This is a genomic window from Pseudogemmobacter bohemicus (assembly GCF_003290025.1).
Taxonomy (GTDB): domain Bacteria; phylum Pseudomonadota; class Alphaproteobacteria; order Rhodobacterales; family Rhodobacteraceae; genus Pseudogemmobacter; species Pseudogemmobacter bohemicus.
Window position 1 is genome coordinate 508,321 of the sequence record NZ_QNHG01000001.1, and the last position, 23,075, is coordinate 531,395.

22 protein-coding genes and 2 tRNA genes are annotated in these 23,075 nt (G+C 64.3%); 10 read left to right on the forward strand and 14 right to left on the reverse strand.

The genetic code is table 11. The features are described 5' to 3' along the window. Nucleotides 1-76: 76 nt before the first annotated feature. The 7 genes from DRF71_RS02350 to DRF71_RS02380 form a co-directional block, all read right to left on the reverse strand. Nucleotides 77-154 (reverse strand) — tRNA-Pro (locus tag DRF71_RS02350). A gap of 101 nt (nucleotides 155-255) precedes the next feature. Beyond that, entirely contained in the window at nucleotides 256-1,299 is a 1,044-nt protein-coding gene (locus tag DRF71_RS29610) for a MerR family transcriptional regulator (RefSeq protein ID WP_198672046.1), read from the reverse strand. Nucleotides 1,300-1,442: 143 nt separating this feature from the next. Further along, the gene (gene ihfA, locus DRF71_RS02360) at nucleotides 1,443-1,745 is read right to left on the reverse strand and encodes an integration host factor subunit alpha (RefSeq protein ID WP_112308988.1); all 303 of its coding nucleotides are present in this window, start codon (nucleotides 1,743-1,745) and stop codon (nucleotides 1,443-1,445) included. 130 nt (nucleotides 1,746-1,875) lie between these two features. Beyond that, nucleotides 1,876-2,847, reverse strand: coding sequence for a beta-ketoacyl-ACP synthase III (locus DRF71_RS02365; RefSeq protein WP_112308989.1), 972 nt, complete (start codon nucleotides 2,845-2,847; stop codon nucleotides 1,876-1,878). After that, nucleotides 2,844-4,010, reverse strand: a complete 1,167-nt coding sequence (gene plsX, locus DRF71_RS02370; protein ID WP_112308990.1) for a phosphate acyltransferase PlsX — start codon at nucleotides 4,008-4,010, stop codon at nucleotides 2,844-2,846. The genes DRF71_RS02365 and plsX overlap by 4 nt, the downstream gene beginning before the upstream one ends. A gap of 27 nt (nucleotides 4,011-4,037) precedes the next feature. Next, on the reverse strand, nucleotides 4,038-4,244 hold the full coding sequence (gene rpmF, locus DRF71_RS02375) for a 50S ribosomal protein L32 (protein WP_092896987.1): 207 nt from the start codon (nucleotides 4,242-4,244) through the stop codon (nucleotides 4,038-4,040). A 259-nt stretch (nucleotides 4,245-4,503) separates the two neighbouring features. Next, entirely contained in the window at nucleotides 4,504-5,106 is a 603-nt protein-coding gene (locus tag DRF71_RS02380) for a YceD family protein (RefSeq protein ID WP_112308991.1), read from the reverse strand. Between the two features lie 252 nt (nucleotides 5,107-5,358). Between DRF71_RS02380 and DRF71_RS02390 the strand changes: the two genes are divergently transcribed. After that, a complete protein-coding gene (locus DRF71_RS02390; protein ID WP_232831261.1) occupies nucleotides 5,359-5,799 on the forward strand; it encodes an outer membrane protein assembly factor BamE in 441 nt (146 codons plus the stop codon). A 99-nt stretch (nucleotides 5,800-5,898) separates the two neighbouring features. On the opposite strand, the gene msrB is transcribed toward DRF71_RS02390, so the two are convergent. After that, a complete protein-coding gene (gene msrB / locus DRF71_RS02395; protein WP_112308993.1) occupies nucleotides 5,899-6,297 on the reverse strand; it encodes a peptide-methionine (R)-S-oxide reductase MsrB in 399 nt (132 codons plus the stop codon). A gap of 56 nt (nucleotides 6,298-6,353) precedes the next feature. Between msrB and DRF71_RS28965 the strand changes: the two genes are divergently transcribed. Next, nucleotides 6,354-7,109, forward strand: coding sequence for a GNAT family N-acyltransferase (locus DRF71_RS28965; protein WP_269814323.1), 756 nt, complete (start codon nucleotides 6,354-6,356; stop codon nucleotides 7,107-7,109). Nucleotides 7,110-7,145: 36 nt separating this feature from the next. On the opposite strand, the gene DRF71_RS02405 is transcribed toward DRF71_RS28965, so the two are convergent. From DRF71_RS02405 to DRF71_RS02415, 3 genes are read right to left on the reverse strand one after another with little or no spacing between them, the layout of a single operon-like run. Then, a complete protein-coding gene (locus DRF71_RS02405) occupies nucleotides 7,146-8,129 on the reverse strand; it encodes a methyltetrahydrofolate cobalamin methyltransferase (RefSeq protein WP_112308994.1) in 984 nt (327 codons plus the stop codon). 24 nt (nucleotides 8,130-8,153) lie between these two features. Further along, nucleotides 8,154-9,068, reverse strand: coding sequence for a methylenetetrahydrofolate reductase (locus DRF71_RS02410; protein ID WP_112308995.1), 915 nt, complete (start codon nucleotides 9,066-9,068; stop codon nucleotides 8,154-8,156). 34 nt (nucleotides 9,069-9,102) lie between these two features. Then, the gene (locus tag DRF71_RS02415) at nucleotides 9,103-9,417 is read right to left on the reverse strand and encodes a virulence factor (RefSeq protein WP_112309933.1); all 315 of its coding nucleotides are present in this window, start codon (nucleotides 9,415-9,417) and stop codon (nucleotides 9,103-9,105) included. Between the two features lie 240 nt (nucleotides 9,418-9,657). On the opposite strand from DRF71_RS02415, the gene DRF71_RS02420 reads away from it, so the two are divergent. The 7 genes from DRF71_RS02420 to DRF71_RS02455 all read left to right on the forward strand — a co-directional run bounded on the left by DRF71_RS02420 (nucleotide 9,658) and on the right by DRF71_RS02455 (nucleotide 16,787). Continuing rightward, nucleotides 9,658-10,791 (forward strand): Ppx/GppA phosphatase family protein, encoded by a 1,134-nt coding sequence (locus DRF71_RS02420; RefSeq protein WP_112309934.1) that lies wholly within the window; start codon nucleotides 9,658-9,660, stop codon nucleotides 10,789-10,791. A gap of 15 nt (nucleotides 10,792-10,806) precedes the next feature. Further along, nucleotides 10,807-11,559: an RlmE family RNA methyltransferase gene (locus DRF71_RS02425; RefSeq protein ID WP_112308996.1), complete on the forward strand. Its 753-nt coding sequence runs from the start codon at nucleotides 10,807-10,809 to the stop codon at nucleotides 11,557-11,559. A gap of 97 nt (nucleotides 11,560-11,656) precedes the next feature. Further along, nucleotides 11,657-12,016, forward strand: a complete 360-nt coding sequence (locus DRF71_RS02430) for a hypothetical protein (protein WP_112308997.1) — start codon at nucleotides 11,657-11,659, stop codon at nucleotides 12,014-12,016. A gap of 534 nt (nucleotides 12,017-12,550) precedes the next feature. Then, nucleotides 12,551-12,634, forward strand: a tRNA-Leu gene (locus tag DRF71_RS02435). Between the two features lie 687 nt (nucleotides 12,635-13,321). Beyond that, the gene (locus tag DRF71_RS02445) at nucleotides 13,322-13,669 is read left to right on the forward strand and encodes a hypothetical protein (RefSeq protein ID WP_112308999.1); all 348 of its coding nucleotides are present in this window, start codon (nucleotides 13,322-13,324) and stop codon (nucleotides 13,667-13,669) included. A 242-nt stretch (nucleotides 13,670-13,911) separates the two neighbouring features. Next, nucleotides 13,912-14,073, forward strand: a complete 162-nt coding sequence (locus DRF71_RS27125; protein WP_157970882.1) for a hypothetical protein — start codon at nucleotides 13,912-13,914, stop codon at nucleotides 14,071-14,073. A 914-nt stretch (nucleotides 14,074-14,987) separates the two neighbouring features. Next, nucleotides 14,988-16,787 carry a serine protease gene (locus DRF71_RS02455; protein ID WP_232831262.1) on the forward strand — a complete coding sequence of 600 codons (1,800 nt, stop codon included), beginning with the start codon at nucleotides 14,988-14,990 and terminating at the stop codon, nucleotides 16,785-16,787. 64 nt (nucleotides 16,788-16,851) lie between these two features. Here the strand turns inward: DRF71_RS02455 and DRF71_RS02460 are convergent, their stop codons facing one another. The 3 genes from DRF71_RS02460 to folE2 form a co-directional block, all read right to left on the reverse strand. After that, nucleotides 16,852-18,300 (reverse strand): TrkH family potassium uptake protein, encoded by a 1,449-nt coding sequence (locus DRF71_RS02460; RefSeq protein WP_112309002.1) that lies wholly within the window; start codon nucleotides 18,298-18,300, stop codon nucleotides 16,852-16,854. Between the two features lie 83 nt (nucleotides 18,301-18,383). Then, a complete protein-coding gene (locus tag DRF71_RS02465; protein ID WP_112309003.1) occupies nucleotides 18,384-19,007 on the reverse strand; it encodes a DUF1287 domain-containing protein in 624 nt (207 codons plus the stop codon). A gap of 3 nt (nucleotides 19,008-19,010) precedes the next feature. Continuing rightward, nucleotides 19,011-20,102, reverse strand: a complete 1,092-nt coding sequence (gene folE2, locus DRF71_RS02470; protein ID WP_112309004.1) for a GTP cyclohydrolase FolE2 — start codon at nucleotides 20,100-20,102, stop codon at nucleotides 19,011-19,013. Nucleotides 20,103-21,150: 1,048 nt separating this feature from the next. Between folE2 and DRF71_RS02475 the strand changes: the two genes are divergently transcribed. Next, a complete protein-coding gene (locus tag DRF71_RS02475) occupies nucleotides 21,151-22,293 on the forward strand; it encodes an AI-2E family transporter (RefSeq protein WP_157970883.1) in 1,143 nt (380 codons plus the stop codon). The last annotated feature ends 782 nt before the right edge of the window (nucleotides 22,294-23,075 follow it).

The window sequence follows — 23,075 nt, forward strand, 5'->3', positions numbered from 1 at the left end:
GGGTTGCAGATCGTAACCGCCGCGCTTTGCAAATGAAAACCGCCCGCGCTGCGAAGGCAGGCGGGCGGTTTTTCGATGGTCGGGCCGGTGAGATTCGAACTCACGACCTCCCGCCCCCCAGACGGACGCGCTAACCAGGCTGCGCTACGGCCCGACACTGGCGCCTGAATAACGATTTTCCGCGCGGGTTCAAGCGCAAAGCGGCGGCGGCGCGGTCGAATTTCATCGCGCCGCCAGGCGGGGTCGGCGAGGGGCTTATCCGCCGTGTTTTTGCGCCTCGGAAAGCCGCTGGCGCAGGGCGACAAGCCGGCGGGACAGGCTGCGCAGGGTCTCGTTGCGGGGATTGAGCCGGCCCGGGGGCAGGGCACGCAGCCGCGCGGCCAGCGTGTGATGCGCCGCAGTATGAGAAGCCGGGGTGTGAACATCCGGGGTGGGTGGGGCCTCATCGACAGGCTGGTCCGCCCCGGCTGCGGCGCGCGCGCGCGGCTGGTCCTCTTGCACGGGGAAGGGCGCGATGCTGTCGCTGCGTCCTGCCTCATCCCCGGTATCGGGATCCAGGCCAAGGTCATCTTCCGGCCCGATATCAAAGGCAAAGGGCGCCTCTTCATGCGCCACATCTTCCGACCGGGCGGCGTCTTTTGCCTGCGAGGGGCTTTCCGCCTGTGCCGGATCCTTCTGACGCGCCTCTTCTTCGACCGGGGCGATCAGCTCATCCACCGACAGTTCATCCACCGGCCCGGCATCTGCCTCGAAACCGGGGAACATGATCTGGCGCGGATCGAAGGCGGGCAAGGCGGGCTCTTTCGGGGTCTCAACGGGGAAGGCGATGACGGTGGCAGACGAATCCGATCCGGGATCGTCGGCCTCGCTGCTGCCCGCATCCGGCAGGGCGGCACTGCGCGCCTCGGCCTCCAGCGCGTCGATACTGGCCTGATCGGCCTCGCGCGGGGTAAGCCGGGTGACCTCGGCGCTGCGGGGAGTGGTTTTGGTCGACATCGCCGAGATCAGCGCCTCTTCCTCGGCGCTGGCCTCATCGGTTAGGCCGGCAACATGGCGCACCCCCTGTTCGCGCAGGATCTTCTGCACGCCGCGGATCGTCATCCCCTCTTCGTGCAAAAGCCGCCGGATCCCCGCCAGCAGCGCCAGATCCGAGGGGCGGTAATAGCGCCGCCCGCCCGCCCGTTTCACCGGGCGGATCTGCGGGAACCGCGTTTCCCAGAAGCGCAGCACATGGGCCGGGGTCTCCAGCGCCTCGGCGACTTCCGAGATGGTCCGGAAGGCGTCGGGAGATTTGTCCATCGGACGCTCCTGCCTCGTCACGGCCGGCCGGGTTTCATACCGCGCAGGCCTTTTTGCATCATGTCTGCCCCTTGCCACCGGAAATGCGGCAGCGGCCGGGCCAGGCTGCAGGTCTGAATGCAGGTCTGGCTGTGGGGCCTGGCTTATTTGCCGGCGCCGGCGGCCACGCGGTCTTTCATCAGATGCGAGGGCCGGAAGGTCAGCACACGGCGGGGCGAGATCGGAACCTCGTCGCCGGTTTTCGGGTTGCGCCCGACCCGCGCCGACTTCGCCCGCACCGAAAAGGTGCCGAAGGACGAAATCTTGACGGTCTCACCGGCAACCAGCGCGTCCGAGACATGCTGCAGCACGGTTTCAACCAGGTCGGCGGATTCATTGCGGCTCAGACCGACTTCGCGGAACACCGCCTCGGTCAGATCCATACGCGTCAGCGTCTTTTCACTCATGTCTCAAGGTCCCCCCCGGGATTGACCTTGTAAGGATGGGGAGTCCGGAATTGCTTTGTCAATATCAAAGACTTGTATGGCATGGTTCAGGCGGTGTTTCGCGGGGTATTCGGGCGGTATCCGGCCGGAATCACCAGCGCAGCACGACCGAACCCCAGGCCAGACCACCGCCGATTGCCTCGGCGACCAGCAGGTCACCCGTTTTGATCTGGCCGCGCGCATGGCCGACGGACATCGCAAGGGGAATCGATGCGGCCGAGGTATTGCCGTGATCCTGTACCGTCACCACCACCCGCTCCATCGGTACTTTCATCCGTTTCGCGGTCGATTCGATGATGCGGATATTGGCCTGATGCGGCACGATCCAGTCGACATCGTCACCGCTCAGCCCCAGCTTGTCGAGCGAGGCATGTGCGGTCTCGGCGAGTTTCTCGACCGCATGGCGGAAGACTTCCTTGCCTTCCATCCTCAGATGCCCGGTGGTGCCGGTCGAGGTGCCGCCATCGACGTAAAGCAGGTCGCGGTAGCGGCCGTCGGAATTCAGATCGGTCGTGAGGATGCCGCGATCCGAGATGTCGCCCTTGCCCTCGACGGCCTCAAGCACCAGCGCACCGGCGCCGTCGCCGAACAGCACGCAGGTGCCGCGGTCGGTCCAGTCCATCAGGCGCGAGAAGGTCTCGGCGCCGATCACCAGCGCGCGTTTCGCCTGGCCCGAGACAATCAGCGCATTGGCATTGGAAAGCGCGAAGACAAAACCCGCACAGACCGCCTGCACGTCAAAGGCAAAGCCTTTGGTCATGCCAAGCCGGCCCTGAACCATGGTCGCGACAGACGGGAAAGTCAGATCGGGTGTCGAGGTGGCGACCACGATGGCGTCAATCTCGTCAATCGACATGCCGGCATCTTTCAGCGCCGCCTCAGCCGCTTTGCAGGCCAGATCCGAGGTCATCTCGCCTTCGGCCGCGAAATGGCGCCGTTCGATGCCAGAGCGCGAGCGGATCCATTCATCGGTGGTATCGACCAGTTTTTCGAATTCGGAATTCGGAACAACCCGCTCGGGCAGATAATGCCCGACGCCCCTGACCACCGCGCGCAACGTCATACGGATGAACCGCCCTCTTTCGCGGGACCCTCGCCGGCTGCACCGGCGGATCCCTCCGGGGACCCCTCTGGCCCCGTTCCCTCAGACACGCCATCCTGCCGCGCCGTTTCGACAGATGCAAGACGGGCTGCGATGCGTTCGGTCAGCCCGCTGAGCGCGAGGCGGCGCGCCAGACCGATGGCCGCCGAAATGCCGGTCGCATCAGAGCCGCCATGCGATTTCACCACGGTGCCTTTCAGCCCGAGAAACACACCGCCATTGACGCGGCGCGGGTCGATATTCTCGCGGAAGCGTTTGAGCGAGCGCATCGCCAGCAGCGCGGCAATTTTGGCGAAAAAGCTGGCGGTAAAGGCCTCACGCAGCCGCTCGACCACCAGTTTAGCGGTGCCTTCACCGGTTTTCAGCGCCACATTGCCGGTGAAGCCATCGGTCACGATCACATCGGCACGGGCGCCGGGGATCTCATTCCCTTCGACGAAACCGATATGGGTAAAGCCGCCCGAAGCCGCATGGGCGGCAAGCATCTCATTGGCCTCTTTCAGCTCGGCCCGGCCCTTGTGCTCCTCGGTGCCGACATTCAGCAGCCCCACGCGCGGGCGCTGGATCGAGAGACCCAGCGAGGCATAGGCCGATCCCATCACCGCATATTGCAGCAGATCGGACGGGTCCGCTTTCACATCGGCGCCGACATCCAGCATCACGTTGAAACCGCCCGGGTTGCGCGAGGGCCAGAGACAGGCAATCGCAGGCCGGTTGATCCCGGGCAATTTGCGCAGCCGCAGCATGGACACCGCCATCAGCGCACCGGTATTGCCGCAAGAGACCGCAGCCCCCGCCTCGCCATTGCGGACGCTGTCAATCGCCGCCCACATCGAGGTGTTCTGGCCGTGGCGCATCACATGGGCGGGCTTGTCATCCATCGTCACCACCCCGGCGGCATGACGGATCTCGACCCGGTCCGCGAGGATCGGATTTCTTGCGACCAGGGCCGCAAGTCGTGCCTCATCGCCATGGAGGATGACGAAAAGATCAGGATGGCGGGCAATAGAATCGGCAAGGCCGGCGACAAATGCCGCCGGTCCCTGGTCACCACCCATGGCATCCGCAGATATGACGAGGCGGGCAGCAGTGCCGGCAGGCGAGGTGTCTTTCACGCTCTTCATGCTTGGGCCCCGCTGCCGGGATACAGCTTATGCTGCGTCTTCGTCGATATCGACTTCGCGAGCGACAGCCACGACTTCTTTCGAATCGTAATGGCCGCAGGACGGGCAGACATGGTGCGGGCGCTTCAGTTCGCCGCAGTTGTTGCACTCGTTCGGATTCGCGGCAACCAGCGCGTCATGTGCGCGGCGCATGTTGCGGCGGGATTTGGTAACTCGGTTCTGAGGGACGGCCATGTCACAACCTCGGGGCTTGGCTAGCGGGGACAAGCCCCTGATTTCTATGGGGTCTTCTGTTTCCAGCCGACCCGGTTTTCCTTGTGATCAACGCTGGCCCAACCTTGCCCCCCGGGTCGCCAGGACCATTCGGGCAATAGAAAACCATTGCTGTTTCACAGCGTGAATGAGGCGCGGAAAATACTCGCTTTCGGTAAAGGTGCAACCCCTATTCCGCCGCGATCCTGTCCTTCGCCTGCCCTGGCCTCCATTCCGCCGGTCAGGTTTCGGGCGCGCCGTCGGGCTTGTCGTCTTTTTTCAACAGACCCGCAAGCCCGGCAAAGGGTTTCAGCGCGTCTTCCGTCAGCGGCGTCTCGCCCGGCGGCGCGAAAACCGCCTCGCCAAGCGTTGCCCCTTCGGCGCGCGGCCAGGGCGGCAGGGCAAGCGCCAGAGCCTCGCGGGCCACATCGGCGATGTCGATCACCTCGGGCAGCGCCTCCTGGCTGTCATCATCGGGGATCTCGGTTTCCTCGGCCTCGGGATCGGCCCAGTCCGAGAGATAGCGCCGGCTGACCTCCTCATCGATTCTGGCCGGGACCGGGGCAAGGGTGACGACGCAGGACTGGGTCAGATCGGCCTCAAGCCTCGCGCTCAGGCGGAAATCGGAACGGCCCTCGGGCAGGATCTCGCCGGCAAAAGTCAGCGTGTCGATTCGCTGCAGATCGAGGCTGCGGGCCAGCTCTGCCCGGGCAGCGGCATCGGGCCGCCAGCGGAACCGGGTGGGTTTGCGATGCGAGAGGGTCGCGGCGCGCAGGCGCGGTGCCTCGGCGGCGGCGGCGGCTGCAACCGGGGCGGTCGGGGAGGAGGGGGGCTTCGCTGCCATGGTCTTTCAGGGCCTGATTTTACAGGGATTCGGGTGCGGGGACGGGGTCTGGTTCCGGGGCATGCGCGCGACGGGGCCGGCGGGTCTGGGGTCAGCGCCGGTCGGGTCAGAGACTGTTGCCTTGAACAAAGGGCGATCCTTCTGCTATCTCAGGGCGCAAGAGGGCATTGCCGGCCGGAACGGACGGTTATCGACCTTTATCGCAGAGAATTAGGGCAGAGCAACGGGGCAGGAATGGCAGGCAGGACAGGAATGGCGCTGCGTATGGCGGCCCTGGGGCTTCTGCTCATGGTCGCGGCCTGTGCAAAGGTCTACCGCAATCACGGTTATGTGCCCGATGATGTGGAACTGGGAAAGGTCGAGATCGGTGTCGATACCCGCGAGACCGTGGCCGAAAAGATCGGCCGGCCTTCGGCTCAGGGTCTGCTGAACGATCTGGGCTGGTTCTATGTGCAAAGCCGGTTCGAACATTACGGCCCGAAAGAGCCGCAGGAGATCGAGCGTCAGGTCGTCGCGATCAACTTCTCGGAAAGCGGCACGGTGCAGAATATCGGCCGCTACGGGCTGGAGGATGGCCGCGTGATCGAGCTGTCGCGCCGCGTCACCGAGACGAATATCAAGGGCGTCACCTTTATCGGCCAGCTGCTGGGCAATGTGGGCCGCATCACGGCGGGCGACCTGCTCCGCGAGTGATCCAGGGTTTGACGGAACTGAAAACGGCGCCGGGGATACCGGCGCCGTTTTCTTTTGCCGGACCGGCTGTCTCTTCAGCCGCCCCGGTCAGTCATTCTGTCAGTCATCCTGGCGGTCGAAATCCAGCGCCACGCCGTTGATGCAATAGCGAAGGCCCCCGCGATCCGGCGGGCCGTCGGGGAAAACATGGCCCAGATGCGCGTCGCAGCGCGAACAATGCACCTCGGTGCGGATCATGCCATGGCTGGTATCGCGCGAATCCCCGACGCTTTCCGCCCCGACCGGCGCGGTAAAGGCCGGCCAGCCACAGCCCGAATCGTAGCGGTCTTCCGAGGTGAACAACGGCGCCCCGCAACAGGTGCAGGTATAGAGGCCTTCGCCTTCGGGGAAATCGTCATGGCTGAAGGGGCGTTCGGTTGCGTGCCGCCGGGTGACCTCATAGGCAAGATCCGAGAGCTGTGCGCGCCAGTCCTGATCCGATTTGACGATCTTGCTCATATCGCTCTCCCTGAGATGATGGGTGTCAGATGACGAATCTAGGGCGCGGGAAGCGAATGTCGAGAGGCGAGGTTGCGATCATCGCGCCGGAAATGGCTCAGATCGTCCGGGGCGGTATGCGGGCGCGCCTAGCGGCCACGGCGGCGGATCATGCGGCGGTCATGGCGCTCAGGGCGCGGGCCTGGCCGGGGGAGGGGGCCGACCCGCTGGATGCGGTGGCGGCGCATCTGATGATCGAGGGGCGCGACGGGGCGCTCCTTGCCGCGATGCGGGTGCTGGTGAGCGCGCAGGCGGCGCAGGAGAGCTACTCGGCGCGGTTCTATGATCTGACTGCGCTGGCGAAGGCGGGGAAGGCGCGCGCGATGCTTGAGCCCGGTCGCTTCTCCGCCAGCCCCGCCGCCGGATGGGAGGCGCTGCGCCTCACCTGGGCGGCCTTGGCGCGCATCACGCTGACCAGCGGTGCGGAATGCCTGTTCGGCTGCGCGTCTTTCCCCGGCGCAGACTGGCAGCGCCACCGCGCCGCGCTGGCTTTGCTGGCGCAGGGGCATCAGGGGCCGGAGGCCCTGCTTCCGGGGTGCCGCGCGGCGGAGGTGGTGGGCTATCCCGCCCTGGCCGGGCCGGTCACCGACCGCAAGGCGGCGCTGGCCGCGCTGCCGCCACTGCTCCGCTTCTACCTGGGGCTTGGCGGCTGGGTTTCGGATCATGCGGTGGTGGACCGGCAGCTCGACACGCTGCATGTCTTCACCTGTGTCGAGCTTGCAAAAATGCCAGAGGCGCGCAGAGAGGCCCTGCGCGCCCTTGCATCTGACTGACAGTCTCAGCCGCGACCGATTCAGCTGCGGCCGAATTCAGCCGCGTGCGCGACGTCCGCCGCGACGACCGCCCGCCGCGCTGGTGGCGGCAGCGGCAGAGGCCTCGGAGAAGCTCTGACCGCCCTCGACCGCCTCGATCACTTTCGAGAAGCGGATCCATTCGCCGCCATTGGCGTCATGGTTCATCAGGAAATTGGCGGCGCGGATCGCCTCCATCTCCTGCTGGCGGACCGGGTTCATAATCGCCGAGGTCATGCCGGCGCCGATCGCCATCGGCAGGAAGGCGCCGTTGATGCCGTGGCGATGCGGCAGGCCGAAGGAGATGTTGGAGGCGCCACAGGTGGTGTTGACGCCCAGCTCATCGCGCAGGCGGCGCACCAGGGTGAAGACCTGCTGCCCGGCCGAGGCCATGGCACCGACCGGCATCACCAGCGGATCCACGACGATATCATGTGCCGGAATGCCGAAATCGGCGGCACGCTCGACGATCTTCTTTGCCACCGCAAAACGCACATCCGGATCGGGCGAGATGCCGGTATCGTCATTCGAGATCGCCACCACCGGCACATTGTATTTTTTCACGAGCGGCAGCACCAGTTCGAGGCGCTCCTCCTCGCCGGTGACCGAGTTCAGCAGCGGCCGGCCCTCGCAGGCGATCAGACCGGCCTCAAGCGCGCCCGGGACCGAAGAGTCGATGCACAGCGGCACGTCGACGGTCTGCTGCACGATTTCGATCAGCTGCTTCATCAGCGGCGGCTCGACAAAGTTGTTGTCGGCATAGCGCGGATCTTTCGCCATCATATTGGTGAAGACCGCACCGGAATTGATGTCCAGCACCGTCGCGCCACAGGCGACCTGCTCCAGCGCATCCCTGATGACGGTTTCGAAATTCCCCGCCTCCAGCTCGGCCGCAAGCTTTTTGCGCCCCGTCGGATTGATGCGCTCGCCAATCACGCAAAAGGGTTCGTCGAAACCGATGATGACGGTTTTCGTTTTGGATTCAATGACAGTGCGGGTCATTCTTAAACCTTTGTGTGAAGACGATTATGCGGCGCGGGCCGGTTTGCCGGAGAGGCCGCCATTGGCGGTGACCCATTCGGCATTGGTCTTGATGCCACCCAGCGGGAAGAAATGCACCTGCTCGATTCCAAAGCCCGGATTGGCGGCCTTATGGGCGGCCAGCGCTGAGAGAACCTCGGTCGGCTCATAGGGCAAGAGGAGCTTGGTCACATCCAGAGCGCGTTTTTGCAGCACTTTCAAAGACGGGCCAACGCCGCAGGAAATGGCGAATTTGATCAGGGTCTGCAGCTTTGCCGGGCCGGCAATGCCGATATGGACGGGCAGGTTGATGCCCTCGGCCTGGAGGCGGTTGACCCAGGCGATCACCGGTTCCGCGTCGAAGCAGAATTGCGTCGCCATCGCCATCTTCGCGTCGGTCCGCTCGGCAAAGGCGGATTTCCAGCGGGCGGCCTCCATCACGGCGCGGTCCGACCCGTCGGCGTCGATATCCTTGTTCCCCTCGGGGTGGCCGGCGACATGCAGGCGGTCAAACCCGTCAAAGGCGCCCGATTCCAGCATCTGCATCGAAGAGTGGAAATCGCCATGTGGCTGCGCGACGCCGCCAGCCAGCATCAGACCCTGACGCACGCCGACATCCTTGTAGCGCGAGACCCAGTCAACCAGTGTCGCTTTGTCCTTGATGATGCGCGCCGGGAAATGCGGCATCACATCATAACCCTGTTCGCCGATCCGTTTCGCGGTGGCGACCATGTCTTCAATCGGCGTGCCCTCGATATGGGCGATGTAGACGCGGGTGCCCTGGGGCAGCAGCGCGCGGAAATCCTCGATCTTCTCGGCGGTGCGCGGCATCACCTCGATGGAATACCCCTTGAGGAAGGCTTCGAGATCGCCGCCCGAAGGCGCGGGAGCGGTGGGTTTGCGGAAGGAAAACAGGGCCATCAGTCGCTCCTTTAACGTCGGTTGCATTCAGGGGTCAGCCAGCGCTGCGAGGCGTGGCCCAGCCATCATTGGCGATCAGTTCTTTGATCTTTTCATGGTCGTATTCGGCATCCAGCCGGGCGGCGGTATCGCGGGCGATATCATCGGGCTCGCCCTCGGCCTCACCTTCGACCGCCTTGCGCCATTCGGCCAGATAGGCGTCGGAATCGCGCGCACCGATCTTCATCGCGCAGCGGTCGATCGCCTGTTCAAACCGCTCGGGCAGCTGTGCTTTCGAGCCGCGCCGGCCCTTGCCGACGATGACCTGAGCGGGAATGTCTCTCCAGCGGACGATGGTGATTTCCGGCATTTCCGTCGATTCTCCCCGCAGCCTTTTTCCGGGCCTGATTGCCTTTGTGTAGACGTCGCAAACCTGCATCCGTGGTCGGTTTTCGACATGGTGCAGACTTGCAGCGACCAGGTTGCGGCAGGCTGCGCAAGAGCGGGCGGCGCCGGCCGCGCCCAACCGGCGGAAAGCGGCCCAGGATGAAACCTTGTCATACCAGGGCGGCGCTATTACATTCGGCCTCAACCACATATGGAGGGCGGTATGACGCCCGAGCGTCCCCAAGGGGCGGACGCGACACCAGTAAGGGTCGAGCCGGAGGAATCCGGCTCCCATCCAGGTGTTCCGTCACCCCGCGAAGGCCGGGGATCAGCGCTTTATGCGGCGCTGGACCTTGGCACGAATTCGTGTCGCATGCTGATCGCCCAGCCACAGGGCGCGCAGTTTGAGGTCACGGACAGTTTTTCCAAGACCGTGCAGCTTGGCGCGGGGCTTGAATCATCGGGGCGGCTCAGCCGGACCTCGATGGCGCGCACCATCCAGGCGCTGCGGATCTGTCAGAAAAAGATCGAGAAACATGGCGTGACCCGGATGCGACTGGTCGCGACCGAGGCCTGCCGCCGTGCGAGGAATGCCCGCGAATTCATCCGCCAGGTGCGGCGTGAGACGGGCATGTCGCTGGAGATCATCTCGGCGGAAGAAGAGGCGCGGCTGGCCGTCGTCTCCTGCGCGCCGCTGGTCAGCCCGAGGACCGAACAGCTGCTGGTGGTCGATATCGGCGGCGGCTCGACCGAACTGGTCTGGATCGACCTTTCCGGCGTGCCGCCGGAGGACCGGGCGAAGTCGATCATGCGGCTCAGGACCGGGTTCAACCAGAAATCCGACCTGCCGCAGGCGCGGGTGGTCGACTGGATCTCGGTCAAGCTGGGCGTGGCGACGCTGAAAGAGCAGTTCCAGGATGTCGAGGATGATGCCGCGCGTTTCGCGCTGATGTCCTGGTTTTTCGAGGAAAACCTCGCGAGCTTCAGCCCCTATCACGCGCAGTCGAAACGCGAGGGGTTCCAGATCATCGGCACCTCAGGCACCGTCACCACGGTCGCGGCCTCCTGGCTGGGGCTTAAACGCTATGACCGGGCCAAGGTGGACGGGTTGCAGATGACGTCAACGCAGATCGACGGGGTGATCCGCGACTATCTGGCGCTTGGCCCTGAGGGGCGACGCACCGATCCAAGGATCGGGCGTGACCGCCATACGCTGATCATGTCGGGCGCTGCGATCTTGCAGGCTTTGATGCGGATCTGGCCGACCGAGCGGCTGTCGGTTGCGGATCGCGGTCTGCGCGAAGGGCTGCTATATGCCCAGATGAGCGCCGATGGCGTGCTGGATGAAGCGCCGTAAGGGAAGGGCCGCAAGATGACGAAACCGCCAGAGGGCAAGAACACATCCGGGCGCGGCCAGCGGGATCTGCGGATCAAGGTCAAGACCGCCAAGGGGCGGCGCCTGTCCTCGACGCTCTGGCTGGAGCGGCAGCTGAACGACCCCTATGTGGCGCGCGCCAGACGCGAAGGCTATCGCGGGCGGGCGGCCTATAAGATCATGGAGCTTGATGACCGCTATGAGTTCCTGAAACCGGGCGCGCGGGTGGTGGATCTGGGCTGCGCGCCGGGGGGCTGGTGCCAGGTGGCGGTGCCGCGCGTCAATTCGCTGGGCGAGAACCTGAAAAAGCCGAAAGGCTATGTGCTGGGCGTCGATCTGCAAGAGGTGGAGACGATCCCGGGCGCCGAGATCCATCAGCTGGATTTCCTTGAAGAGGGTGCCGATGAAAAGGTGAAAACCTGGCTCGGTGGCCGCGCCGATGTGGTGTTGTCGGATATGGCGGCGGCGGCCTCGGGGCATAAAGGCACCGATCACCTGCGCATCATCGCGCTGATCGAGGCGGCTCTGGCCTTTGCCTATGATGTGCTGGAAGATGGCGGCACCTTTGTTGCCAAGGTGCTGGCGGGGGGGGCCGAGAACCAGATGCAGGCGGAACTCAAGCGCAATTTCACCAAAGTCGCCAATGTGAAACCGCCCTCCAGCCGCAAGGATTCCTCGGAGAAATTCGTGATCGCCATGGGCTTTCGCGGCCGGGCGCGCGAAGCGGGCGGGGAAGACGCCGGGGACTGAGAGGGGGGCCTTGCTTCGCCCCCGGTTTTCCCGCCATATTTCAGCCAGATGAGGCGCGTTTACTGTGCCGGCGGCATTGTCGCGCGGAGACAGGGATATGGGCGATTTCGAGAGGACTTTCGGCACGGGCACCGATGCGGTCAGCATTGTCGAAGGTTTTTCGCGCAATCGGGGCAGTTATCACCCGAATGCCGCTTGCGAGATTGCCTTGCGGCTTGCGCATTTACGACAGAGCCTGAACTGGGGTTCCGGCAATCTGTTCGCCGCCAGGCCGGGCTATGACGAAAAAGATGTCGAAGTTAACCCCGAGGGGGTTCCGGTATCGAGTCTCGTGGTTTTCACCAGCTACCGGGCAGTCGAAAAATGGGATGCGCTCGGGTTGAAACTCGCTTTCACCCGCAGCCCCGATGAAGACGGGCAATATGTCATGCGGATGATCGGCCAGCCGCCCGGTTGATGCGGGAGGGGGGCGGTTTTCAGTGTCCGGGGCTGTCCTCGTTCGGCGCATCGGGTGCGGCGGCGCATTGCCGGCCCGGCTGCCTGACCAACGCTTCGTCAGAGCCGGTTTCCGGCGTGGCGTCCGAACAGCTCCGGCGCCCCGAGCCAGCCTGATGCGTTACCGTTTCCCCCGTCACGCCCCGCTGCCATGCTTATCCGTCCCGCCAGATGGCCGACAGACCGGTCCTGAATTGCTGTCCTGAATGGAGGCCGGGCGCCGTCCCGCAATTGACCGGTAGCCCGGCGATTTTCTCCCGGCCACCATTCTTGCCGAGGCTTCCCCTGGGCCAGTATTCGCCGCGGTGCTCCTCAGCTGCGCCCTGCGATCCGGCACCAGACACCATCGCCGCCTGGACCCTTGACGCCCCCCCCGCATTGCCCCCATAAGCGCCGGAGCGGGCTGACCCCGGGCAAATGCGCCTGGACAGCCTGCCAGACGGTGCCCTCCGGCCGGATCCAGATCCGGTCGCTGCCATGACGGGTGCTGTGGAATGCGGGTGTGGCGGAATGGTAGACGCGACAGACTCAAACTCTGTTTCCGCAAGGAGTGTCGGTTCGAGTCCGACCACCCGTACCAGCTAAATCCGGGGTTTCCCGGATTGCGGCGCATTACTGGGAAATTTTAAAGTTTCTGGCCTGAGTTTTCCCTGAATGGGTTGCCTCTTTCGGACTTTTCGTCCCTCGTATTACGCACGAATTCAGCATGTGCGTAATACGATCATGGCAAGCTTTCGAAAACTTCCCTCCGGCGCCATCAGGGCCGAAGTCTACCGGCACGGGCGGCGGGCGTCAGCGGCAGAATGATCCGGGGCTGATAGAAACTCTCATCCGACAGATGCACGACAGCTACTATATGTCCAAGGGCCGTGATCCCGCCGAATACATGAGCAGATACAGCACGGCGTTGGGGGTGGTTTGCGAGGTGCGCGGGACGCTCTCCTATGCTGATCGTGTTGCAGACGTCATCCCTGCTGTGCCGCCTTACGACCGACCATCCGCCCACCCCCAAGACGCGGAGAGCCTGCGGGGGGAGGTGGAGAGGCTGCGCGCAGCCGAGCAATTCACGATTTCGGACGGCGGTCGCTTGCTGCACAAGTCCGATGTGGTTGGCGTGTGTGAGGACTCCGATCTGTGCTTTGAGCGCGCCGATGATGTGGCGCGATGCGGACCATGCGCAAGGAAACTCGCGTCCGCAGCTGGCGTAGAAATGCGCGTCGGGGAATGTATTCCGTAAGTCCTGAAACTGACGCGCCAACATAACGACATGACTGCCGCGCGTGACGCCGCGCTGGATCGTGTCGCGGAGGTGGAGGCCGAGCGCGATGATTACAAAGAGGCATACTTGGACACAAAGAGGCTTGCGCGTGAAATCGACGTAGCCCTTCACGGGGAGGAAGGTGCAGCGCAGCAGGCCAGTCTCTGCGATCTGGTGCATCCCGCCCGTGAAATGCGCGAACGTCTCGCCGCCCTCACCCCGCAGCCGGATGCCGGGATGGAGTCACTGGTGCGTGTCGTAATGACAATCCGTCAATACAGTGCGAATACCGAAAATGCGGCCAGAGACATCATCACCGCCCTCCGCTCCCGCCCTGCCGGGGAGGTGAAGGAATGAAAAGCATCGTTTACAAGGGCTGGTGTGTTTTCGGTCGCAGCAGTCGAACCGAGTGGCACATGCCTTACACGGTTCGCGGACTTCGGCGGGAGGCCATTGAGGCCTGGTTTCAGGAAATGGTCGGATACGGGCTTTCAAGAGAGAGGGCCTGGGACGTCTGGCAAGAGCGAATTGCAGACGGATCTTTGCGCCTTGGGAAGTGTGAGATCCGCGCTGCCCTGACAGAGGGGGAGGAACGGTAGATGGACGTGAGCCGTGAAACACTACAGGGCCTCTGCGCGCTCCATGTCACCCTTGCCCGTATGGATGGGCACCAGATCGACAAGAAGGCTGCTCGGTTCTCTGCAATGGCCGACTATTGCCAGCAGTCGGCGGATGCGGCGGAGATAACCAATCGGCGGTGAGCGAGGCTGACCGGGGCAAGCGAGCGGTCCGGGGCTGGAGACCCCACATCCGATCGACAGTCGCGCCACATCCGGCGGCTATTGCTGCGTGGTAACCTCCCGGACAGAATGGCTTATCGGCAGGCTTTGACGGAGAACGCGTCCTGGCTCCTGCCGGATACCGGTGATCTGTGCCAGTAATATGTGCCGGTGATCTGTGCCGTGGATCGTGTCATTGGTTCAGTTTCCGTCCAGACCATGGGGTGGGTTTTGCGCCTTGCCGGAGGACAATCCCGTAACGCATGCGGAACCAGCACCGTCGAGGCGCCGCTGCGTCAGTCCAGCCGGCGGCCGCGCGACAACAAAGCGAACAATCCCGGCGTCTGTGGCGGATCGCGCCCGTGCCGCAGCATAGCGCCCGTGCCTCGCCGGGCATTGCCAGCTTTGTGGGGGCGGCCCGGCATCCTCTGCGACAACCCGGCGCCGCAATGTCTGGTCGCTGTGCTGAGGACGGGCCGGATCGCCGACCGGACCGCCGGTTGCTCTGCCGCTGCCTGACGGGCCTGACCCGCTGGCGGTGCCGGACTGCCCACAGAGCTGGTGCCGGATCGTGCCAAAGGCTTGTCTGAAGCCCCCCCGTTCTATACCGGAACATCCCCGGACAGCAGGCATGTGCAGATTGCGTCAGGAGGCTTTCACCCCGGGCGTCGTTACGCCGCCTGGCGGAGGGCCGGAAGGCGCCAGCCCTTCTGCAAGGCGCTATCCGCCGCAAGACTGGTCACAAGCCAGCGAGCAGGGGCGACTCTTGTGCAGCGGCTCTTGTCCTTACGCATTTGCAGGGTATTGGTTACGGGGACGTGAAGAGCGATGTGACATCCGGGCGGCAATCGCCCCCGGCCAGCCGGAAGCAACAAGACCGTATGATCCTTTCCCGTATGATATCCCGTTTTCAGCCCGTCAGGGCTATTGTCACCGTGACTGCCGCCATGGCGCTTGTCGCGCATTTCGCCGCTCCGTCGCTTGCGCAGGAGCGGCGCTGGATCCAGGTCGAGGCGTTGCCGGGACTGGGCCGGGCCAATGAGCGCGCCGCCGATTTCAGCGCCGAATTCGGCAATGTCTGGGGCTTTGGTCTGCCCTCGGGCTGGTATGGCATCGTGCTGGGTCCCTATGCGGGGGATGAGGTCGGCAGCGTGATCTCTGCGCTGAAATCGGGGGCGCGGATTCCGGCTGACAGCTATGTCACCGACGGGGCCGAGTTCCGGGCGCAGTTCTGGCCTCCCGGTGGTGCGGTGCCGGCGGGTGTTGAGGCGGGGGCGACGGCCGCGCCGGAGCCGGAGCCGGAGGCGGTGACAGAGATCCTGCCCGAACCGGTCGCGGAAAGTCCGCCCGAACCCGCCTTTACCGGGGAAACCCCGGCTGAGGCCCGCGCCTCGGAAGCGGCGCTGGATGCGGAACAACGCAAGGAATTGCAGGTCGCACTGCAATGGTTCGGCTTTTACCAGGGCGGCATCGACGGTGCTTTTGGCCCGGGAACCCGCAATTCCATGGCGGCCTGGCAGGCGGCGAACGGGCATGAGGCGAGTGGCGTCCTGACCACGGCGCAGCGCGACGCGCTGGTCTCGGCCCATCAGGCTGAGGTCCTGGCCTATGGTTTCAGCGTGGTCGAAGAGCAGGAGAGCGGCATTGACGTGACGCTGCCGCTCGCTTTGGTCGAATTCGACCGCTACGAGCCGCCCTTCGTGCATTTCCGCGAGAAGAATGGCTCGGGCCTGTCCATTGTGCTGATCTCGCAGCCGGGGGATGCAGGCAGCCTTGGCGGGCTTTACGAGGTGATCAATTCGCTGACCGCCATGCCTGCGGGCGGGGTGCGGGATCGCAGTGACACCGAGATCCGGCTGACCGGCCAGGCGGAGGGGCTGGATGGCCGCGCCTGGGCCAGGCTTTCGGGCGGGCTGATCAAGGGCTGGATGGCTTTTGGCAAGCCGGAAAACGCTGCCCGCGACGCGCGCGCTTTCGAGGTGCTGGAGGCCAGTTTCCGTGCGGTGGGCGATACCGCGCTGGATCCCGGCCTTGTGCCGCTGGAAGAGGCGGCGCGGCGCGGTCTGGTCGCCGGGCTTGAGGTGCGCCAGCCGATCCGCAACCGCTCGGGCTTTTATGTCTCGAAAGCGGGGGCGGTGCTGACCACAAGTGATGCGGTGCAAAACTGCAGCCGGATCACGCTGGATCGCGCGGTCGAGGCGAAGGTCGCTGAGACCGATGCCGCCAGCGGGCTGGCGCTGTTGCAGCCGGTGACGGCGCTGGCGCCTCCTGCGGTGGCGGAATTCGCGCGCGAGACCCGGCCGGGCTCCGGGATTGTCGTTGCGGGTTATCCCTATGAGGGGCGGCTGCCAGCGCCGGTGCTGACCCATGGCGCGTTTGAAGAGGGCACGGGGCTTGACGGGGTTGAGGGCAGGTTGCGCCTGACCGTCGCGGTGCAGCCCGGCGATGCCGGCGGCGCGGTGATCAACGGATCGGGCGCGGTTCTGGGCATGCTCTTGCCGCAAGGCAACAGCGGCGCGCAGGATCTGCCGGCGGATGTTGTTTTCGCGGCCGATGCGGCGCGGATCGCGGCGATCCTGACCCCGGCGGGTATCACGCCGCTGGAACGCGCCGACACCGCCGCTTTGCCCCCCGAGACCCTGGCCCGCGAGGCGCGCGGCATGACGGTTCTGGTGTCCTGCTGGGATCAGCCCTGATTTTGCGGCTCTGGATTTGTGACTTTGGCCCGGGCGGTGAACCCCATCCGGGCCAGAGAACCCGTCACGCGCGCCAGAAAGCCGGTAATAAAAGCACAAGGATCGCGAGCAGCCCGAGCCGCCCGAGGATCATCGCCAGCCCCATCACCGCAATCGCCGCATCGGGAAAATCGACAAAGGTGCCGGTCCGCTCGACCAGCGGCCCAAAGCCGTAACCGACATTCCCCAGCGTCGACCAGATGGCGAACAGCGCCGATTCCAGATCCACCCCCACCAGCGTCAGCACCACGCTGAACAGGCCGAGGATCAGGATATAGCTGGAAATGAACATGATCAGCGCCTGGATCAGATCATCCTCGACCGTGCGCCCGTCATATTTCACCGCATCGACCGAATTCGGCCAGGCGATGCGCCGCACCTGGGCGCGCAGCACCGCGAAAGCGATCTGAACCCGGAAGACCGAGAGGCCCGAAGCGGTCGATCCCGCACAGGCGCCGACAATCCCGATGATCAGCGCCACCACCAGCATCAGCCCGTCCCAGGTCGGGAAACTGCCGGAAAAGAACCCGGTCGAGGACATGATCGAGGTGAGGTTGAACAGGCTCTCGCGAAAGGCGGGCTCGATCTCCATGCCCGAGGTCAGGATCCTCCAGACCGCCACGATCATCACCGCATAGGCCAGCCAGCGCAGATAGGCCCGGACCTGCGGGTCGTGCCAGAGCGCGAAAGGCTGGCCATTCGCCATCTGCACATAGCGGATGAAGGGCAGGCTGCCCGCCAGCATGAAAAACACCGCGATATATTCGCCGGCGCCCTGGAAATTGTTGAACGAGCTGTCATAGGGCGAGAAGCCGCCGGTCGCCACCGTGGTCATGCCATGGACCACCGCGCCAAGCGCCGGCATCCCGATCGCCAGATAGCTGGCTATGCATAAAAGCGTGATCGCGGCATAGATCAGCATCAGCTGGCGCGCGATATCGGTGGCGCGGGGCAGGGCCTTGCCGAAAGTGTCGAAGCCTTCGGTGCGGAAAAACTGCATACCGCCGACCCGCATCAGCGGCAGGAAGATCATCGCGATAAAGGCGATGCCGAGGCCTCCGATCCAGGTCGTCATGCCACGCCAGAGATTCATCCCCATCGGCAGATCATCAAGGCCGATGATCACCGTGGCGCCGGTCGTCGTCAGGCCCGAGACTGCCTCGAACCAGGCATGCAGCGGGCTGAGCCCGGGCTTTCCCAGCATATAGGGCAGGCCCGCGAACAAAGGCAGGATGAACCAGATCGCCGAGGTCAGAAGCCAGGCCTGCCGCACTCCAAGCGCCACCGTCTGGCTGTTGGCCGTCGAGAGCGCCAGGCTCACCCCCGCGAAACCGGTGATCAGGGCCGCGCGCAGAAAGGCGCGCGCATTCGGATCGTCCGCCCGCCAGTCAAGGATCGCCGGCGCGACCATCAGAATGGCGAGGACGATCAGAATCCGTCCGATCACATAGGCCACGGGTCTGAAGTCGATCATGGGGCAAGGCTTAGGCCCGCGCGGGGCCTCCGTCAAACCCCTCCGTCAAAACCTTCTGCCAAACCCCGCCTGCGCCTGGCGCCTCAGGCGGTCAGGCGGCGCAGCTTTTCCAGCACATCAGGGCCGAGGCGATAAAGCCCGGTCATGCGGAATTCAGACAGCCGGTCCTCGATCCTGGTGCCGGCGCCGATATTATGGACGATCAGCGGGCGCCCCCCGGTCTGGCCGGTTCCCACCACCATCAGATGCGCCAGATCGTCCGGGATCAGGCAGGTGATCACATCGCCGAAGCGGTACGCCGCCGGATCCTCCGCGATGCTGATCCCGGCGCCGAGCCGTTCGAACAGGCGGCGCAGATTGGGCACCCGGCGGTGGTCGATATTCGGGTCCGGCCGGGTCAGGCCCCAGTTCTTCGGATAGGCGGCGAAATCGGCCTTCATGTCGCGGTTTACGGCAAGCTGAAGGTCGATCCCCTCGGCCACCCGCAGCGCGCGGACCAGCACATCGGTACAGACACCGCGATCCGGCGCCACATCGCCGCCGGGAAAATCGAGCGTCACATAGGCCGGATCATAAATCCGGACCACGCCCTCCTGTGCCTCGGCTGCGGCGGCAATCCGTGCGCCCGCATCCGTTGTTTGCGCCCTGAGAACCGCCGGCATCAACAAAGGGGACGCCAGCAGGCCAAGGACGGAACGGCGGATCATCGTCTACCCCACATGGAACAGTGACTGGAACAGGCGCGGATCGAGGCTGGTTGCGGCAAAAGTCGGCCCCTCTGTCAGCAAGGATACCGCATCATGGGAATGGAGGCTCTCCTGATGGCTGGCCATCACGCGAAAATCACCGATGCGGGGATCGTCGCGCAGAATCTCGCAGAAAGACCGCGCCGCATCCTCGACAAAGATCGGGTTGGCGCCGTTGAGCTCGGCGAAGGCCTGCTCATCCTCACGCTTCACCATCACCTGGGTCTCGGTCACCACCGCGCGCCGCGCCAGGTCAATCAGATCCTCGAACCAGAGCATCTCACCGGTCTTCACCACCACCGAGAGCCGCGCGACCGAGCGCTGCGAATGCGGCGTTGCCAGCTGCCCCCGGGTGCGGCGCGCATGTTCCGACAATTCCAGCGAACAGGGGCAGGTCGAGGAATAGACGTAATCAAGATGCATGATCTTGACGCGCTCCCCGTTCAGATCCACCAGCTCCAGCGCGAAGTCGTAATATTGCCAGCCGCTCAGCCCGGAACGCAGGCTCTCCACCTTTACCGGAAAGGAGAACCGCATCTGGATCCGCGCATCGAAACTGTCGAGGTCGCGCCGGTAATCCTCCAGCGCCGCCTCGATCACCTCGAAGCTGAACTCCGCCTCGGCATGGGCATAGAATGAGCGCATGATGCGGCTCATATTGATGCCCTTCTTTTCCGCCTCCAGGCTGACCGTGCCGGTCACCGAGGTTTCCAGCACCAGATCGCCGGCATCGCGTGAGCGAAACCGGATCGGCAGCCGGAAATTCGAGATCCCCACATGCTGGATCTGGGTTTTCGCACCGACGATCAGGCTCGACGGCCCGTTTTGCAGGTCGGGCAGGGTGGCGCGGTAGGCCTGATCCGCCTCGAAATCCTCAGGATAGGCGCGGCGCAGCGCCGGATAACCCTGTTCGGGCAGCAGATTGCCGACCGAAGGGTCGAGCCCGGCAATCTCCGCCTCGCCGGCCGCCTCGGCCCAGCGACGCAAAACCACAAGCGCCGCCGCCGCCTCATCGCGCGAGGGGACCCGGTCAATATCCCTGTCATGGACTGTCATGGCAAGATCACCGTCATCGTAAGATCGCCGTCATGGGAAGATCCTTTCGGTTCGGGCCGCGCCTCCTTCCCGGATGCTGCGGGCCGTCAATTTCCGGATGAAACCGGCGGAATGGTAAATCGCCGGAACGCATATGAGATAGGCACCCGCGCCGCAAAATCAAGCGGGAAACGCGGTTGCCGTCCCGAAGCACTGATCCCGCAGTGACCTCAATCAGGCTGCGATCACTGGCAAATGGCGGCTGTATCCCGGATTTTCCGGGGCAGGCGAGGATCAGCCGGCTGAGCGGCACGGTGCGGAACCGCCGCCACCTGATGAACGGAACCTGCGGGATCCGGTCTTCGGATGGAGATGCTGGCCGAACCGCGACGACGATCTGATCGCAGGCCCGGGTTCTGTCCGCTCGAGGATGAGGGTGCCGGGTTGCGTCCAGGCCCCGTTCTGTGGCGGCTGCCCGTTGCGGCGCGCCGCGCGCCGGTCTTCAGGATTTGCGGCCGGATTTAACGGGGGTTTTAACGGGGCATCAAGCGCGGCTGAAAGAACCTCCATGCCGATTGCTTGCGCCTTATATTCGCCGCGACCCGGACCTGCGCCGCCACCCCCGCCCGGGTCCACCAGGGTTTCGCGCCCGCGCGACAGGGGGGGGCGACAGGGGGCGCGACAGGCACAAGACAGGGGAATGACCGCCTCATCCGGATGCAGGGCCGCGGGCGGCAAGGGGCATAATGGCCCATCTTGCGCGGCCGGTCCTGCGCTTCGCCCTCTTATTGGCGCCTGCTCTGTCCTGATTTGCCATAAAAAATCAACAGGCTGACGGGATGACGGCTGAAAGGGGATGATGCGGCTTGCCGGAAATACCTGGCGGCAGAGGGACAATGGCCGCGGCAAGGCAGCGGACCTCCACCCCTGGGCCACCGGCCCCCGCGAGTCTCCGGGGGGCCGCCTGCACATACTGCACTTGACCTGCCTTCCGGGAAACAGATCATCTGGGGAGAGTATCCGGATCGGCATCCGATCGGGCACCGTGCTGGATGTGGAAGGGAACGACATGAGCGATGGACGCCATTACCTGTTCGGCGGCGATGAACCCGCAACAGGAAAGGGCTCGGGTGTTTCCAACTGGGCGGTGATCGGAATCTTCCTGATCCTGCTTTTCGCGGCGGTGGCTGCGGCCCGGGATTTTCTGATGCCTGTGACCTTGGCCATTTTGCTGTTTTTCGTCTTTACCCCCCTGCGCCGCTATGCCGGGCGCCGGGGCATCCCGGATACACTAACCGCCCTGGTCGTCTGCCTCGGCGTGCTGCTTTCGATCGGAGGGCTCATCCTGATCGCATCCGGACCCGCAAATGAGGCAATCCAGAACTATCCGGCCATCGCCGATGCGCTGCGGCAGAAACTGGCCTTTCTCAAAGACGCGGTTCGCAATGTGCAGGACGTGGCGGTCGAGATCGACGGGTCGGGCGCCGCGCTGCCAACGGCTGCCGAAGGGCAGGTCGTCGCGGTTACCGATCAGAGCAGCGCCACGATGAGCGCCTTGCAGGGCATGGCCATCTCGACGCCCTTCCTGCTGGGCCAGTTCGCTCTGGTGATGTTTCTTCTGTTCTTTATGATGGCATCGGGGGATCTGCTCTATCTCAAGATCGTGCAGTCATTCGATAAAATGAAGGACAAACGCGCCGCCTATCTCGCGCTGCGGGAGATCGAAGCCTCGCTTGGCAATTATCTCAGCGCGATCACCTTCATCAATCTCGGGCTGGGGATCGCCGTCGGAGCCGCGATGTGGCTCTGGGGAATGCCGACACCGATCCTCTTCGGCATTGCGGCATTTGTCCTGAATTTCATCCCGTTTCTCGGCTCGATAGCTGGCATCGCCGCTGCTGGTCTTGTGGCTCTGGTCGTGTTTGACGACCTGTACATGCCCCTCCTCGTGGCGGGATCCTATTTCGTCCTGATGGCCATTGAGGGGCAGGTCATCACGCCCTATTTCGTTTCAAAACGCCTGAAGATGAATATCGTGGTGGTGTTTCTGAGCGTGACCTTATGGGCCTGGCTGTGGTCGGTGATCGGAATGGTGATTGCGGTCCCGGTGCTGGTTGTTGTGCGGGTTCTGTCTGAACATATCCAGAGCTGGGAAAAGTTTGGAAACTTTCTGGAAGGCGACGAACCATTGCCGCTGGAGGAGCAGGAATAATGCCTGGTCAGAACGTGTTTCATACCCAGTTCCTGTGTCTCCGGACCCCCAAAAGGGCACAGCGCCGGGAAACCAAAGGGCAGCACCGACCGAGGGATCATCGCCGCCAGCGGCTGAACGGGATAAAGGCGGGCCTGAGCGAGTCTGAGGATACTGACCGCGAGGATCAGGCGGATAATCCGCTTCCGCTTTCGGGGTTTCACCAGCAACCCGGCCCCCGATCAGGCCTGAGGCGATGGGGGCTGCACCAGCCGGTCGCAATCCCTGCGGCGCAGCAAATCATCGCCATGGCGCATCAGCGCCCCGCTGTATCGCCCCGCTGGTTTTCTGCTCATGCTGCACGGGCGATTGCAGCAATGCGTGTGACCATGGCCGCCAGCATCAGGCGGTGGTCAGCGCATGGTAAAACGGCGCGGGGGATCGGGATCGTTCCGGGCAGGACGATGGTGGTGAAGGGGAGCCGGTCCTTCGCTCTGCCGCCTTCGGAGATCGGGGGGCGATGCGGGGCGTGGGGGAGAATTCACTGCGGGCGAGCCCCGCCCGACATTCGCGGGCAATATGCGAAGCAGCTGAAGGAGGCCTCTGGCGCGGCCAAGCCGGAGCTGTGCGCGCGGCAAAAAACACCAGGCCCTGCTGGTATGAGCCAATGGCGAATGCGCGGATGACGAAGGATCCGGAGCCTCCGGCAAGGCCTTCTGGCTGAGGGCGGCGCGCTTCTGCTGACCCAGGCTTTGCGCCTGGTTTGAAGGCCGCGCCGGAGGGTGTGTTACCCGCCAGCCCGG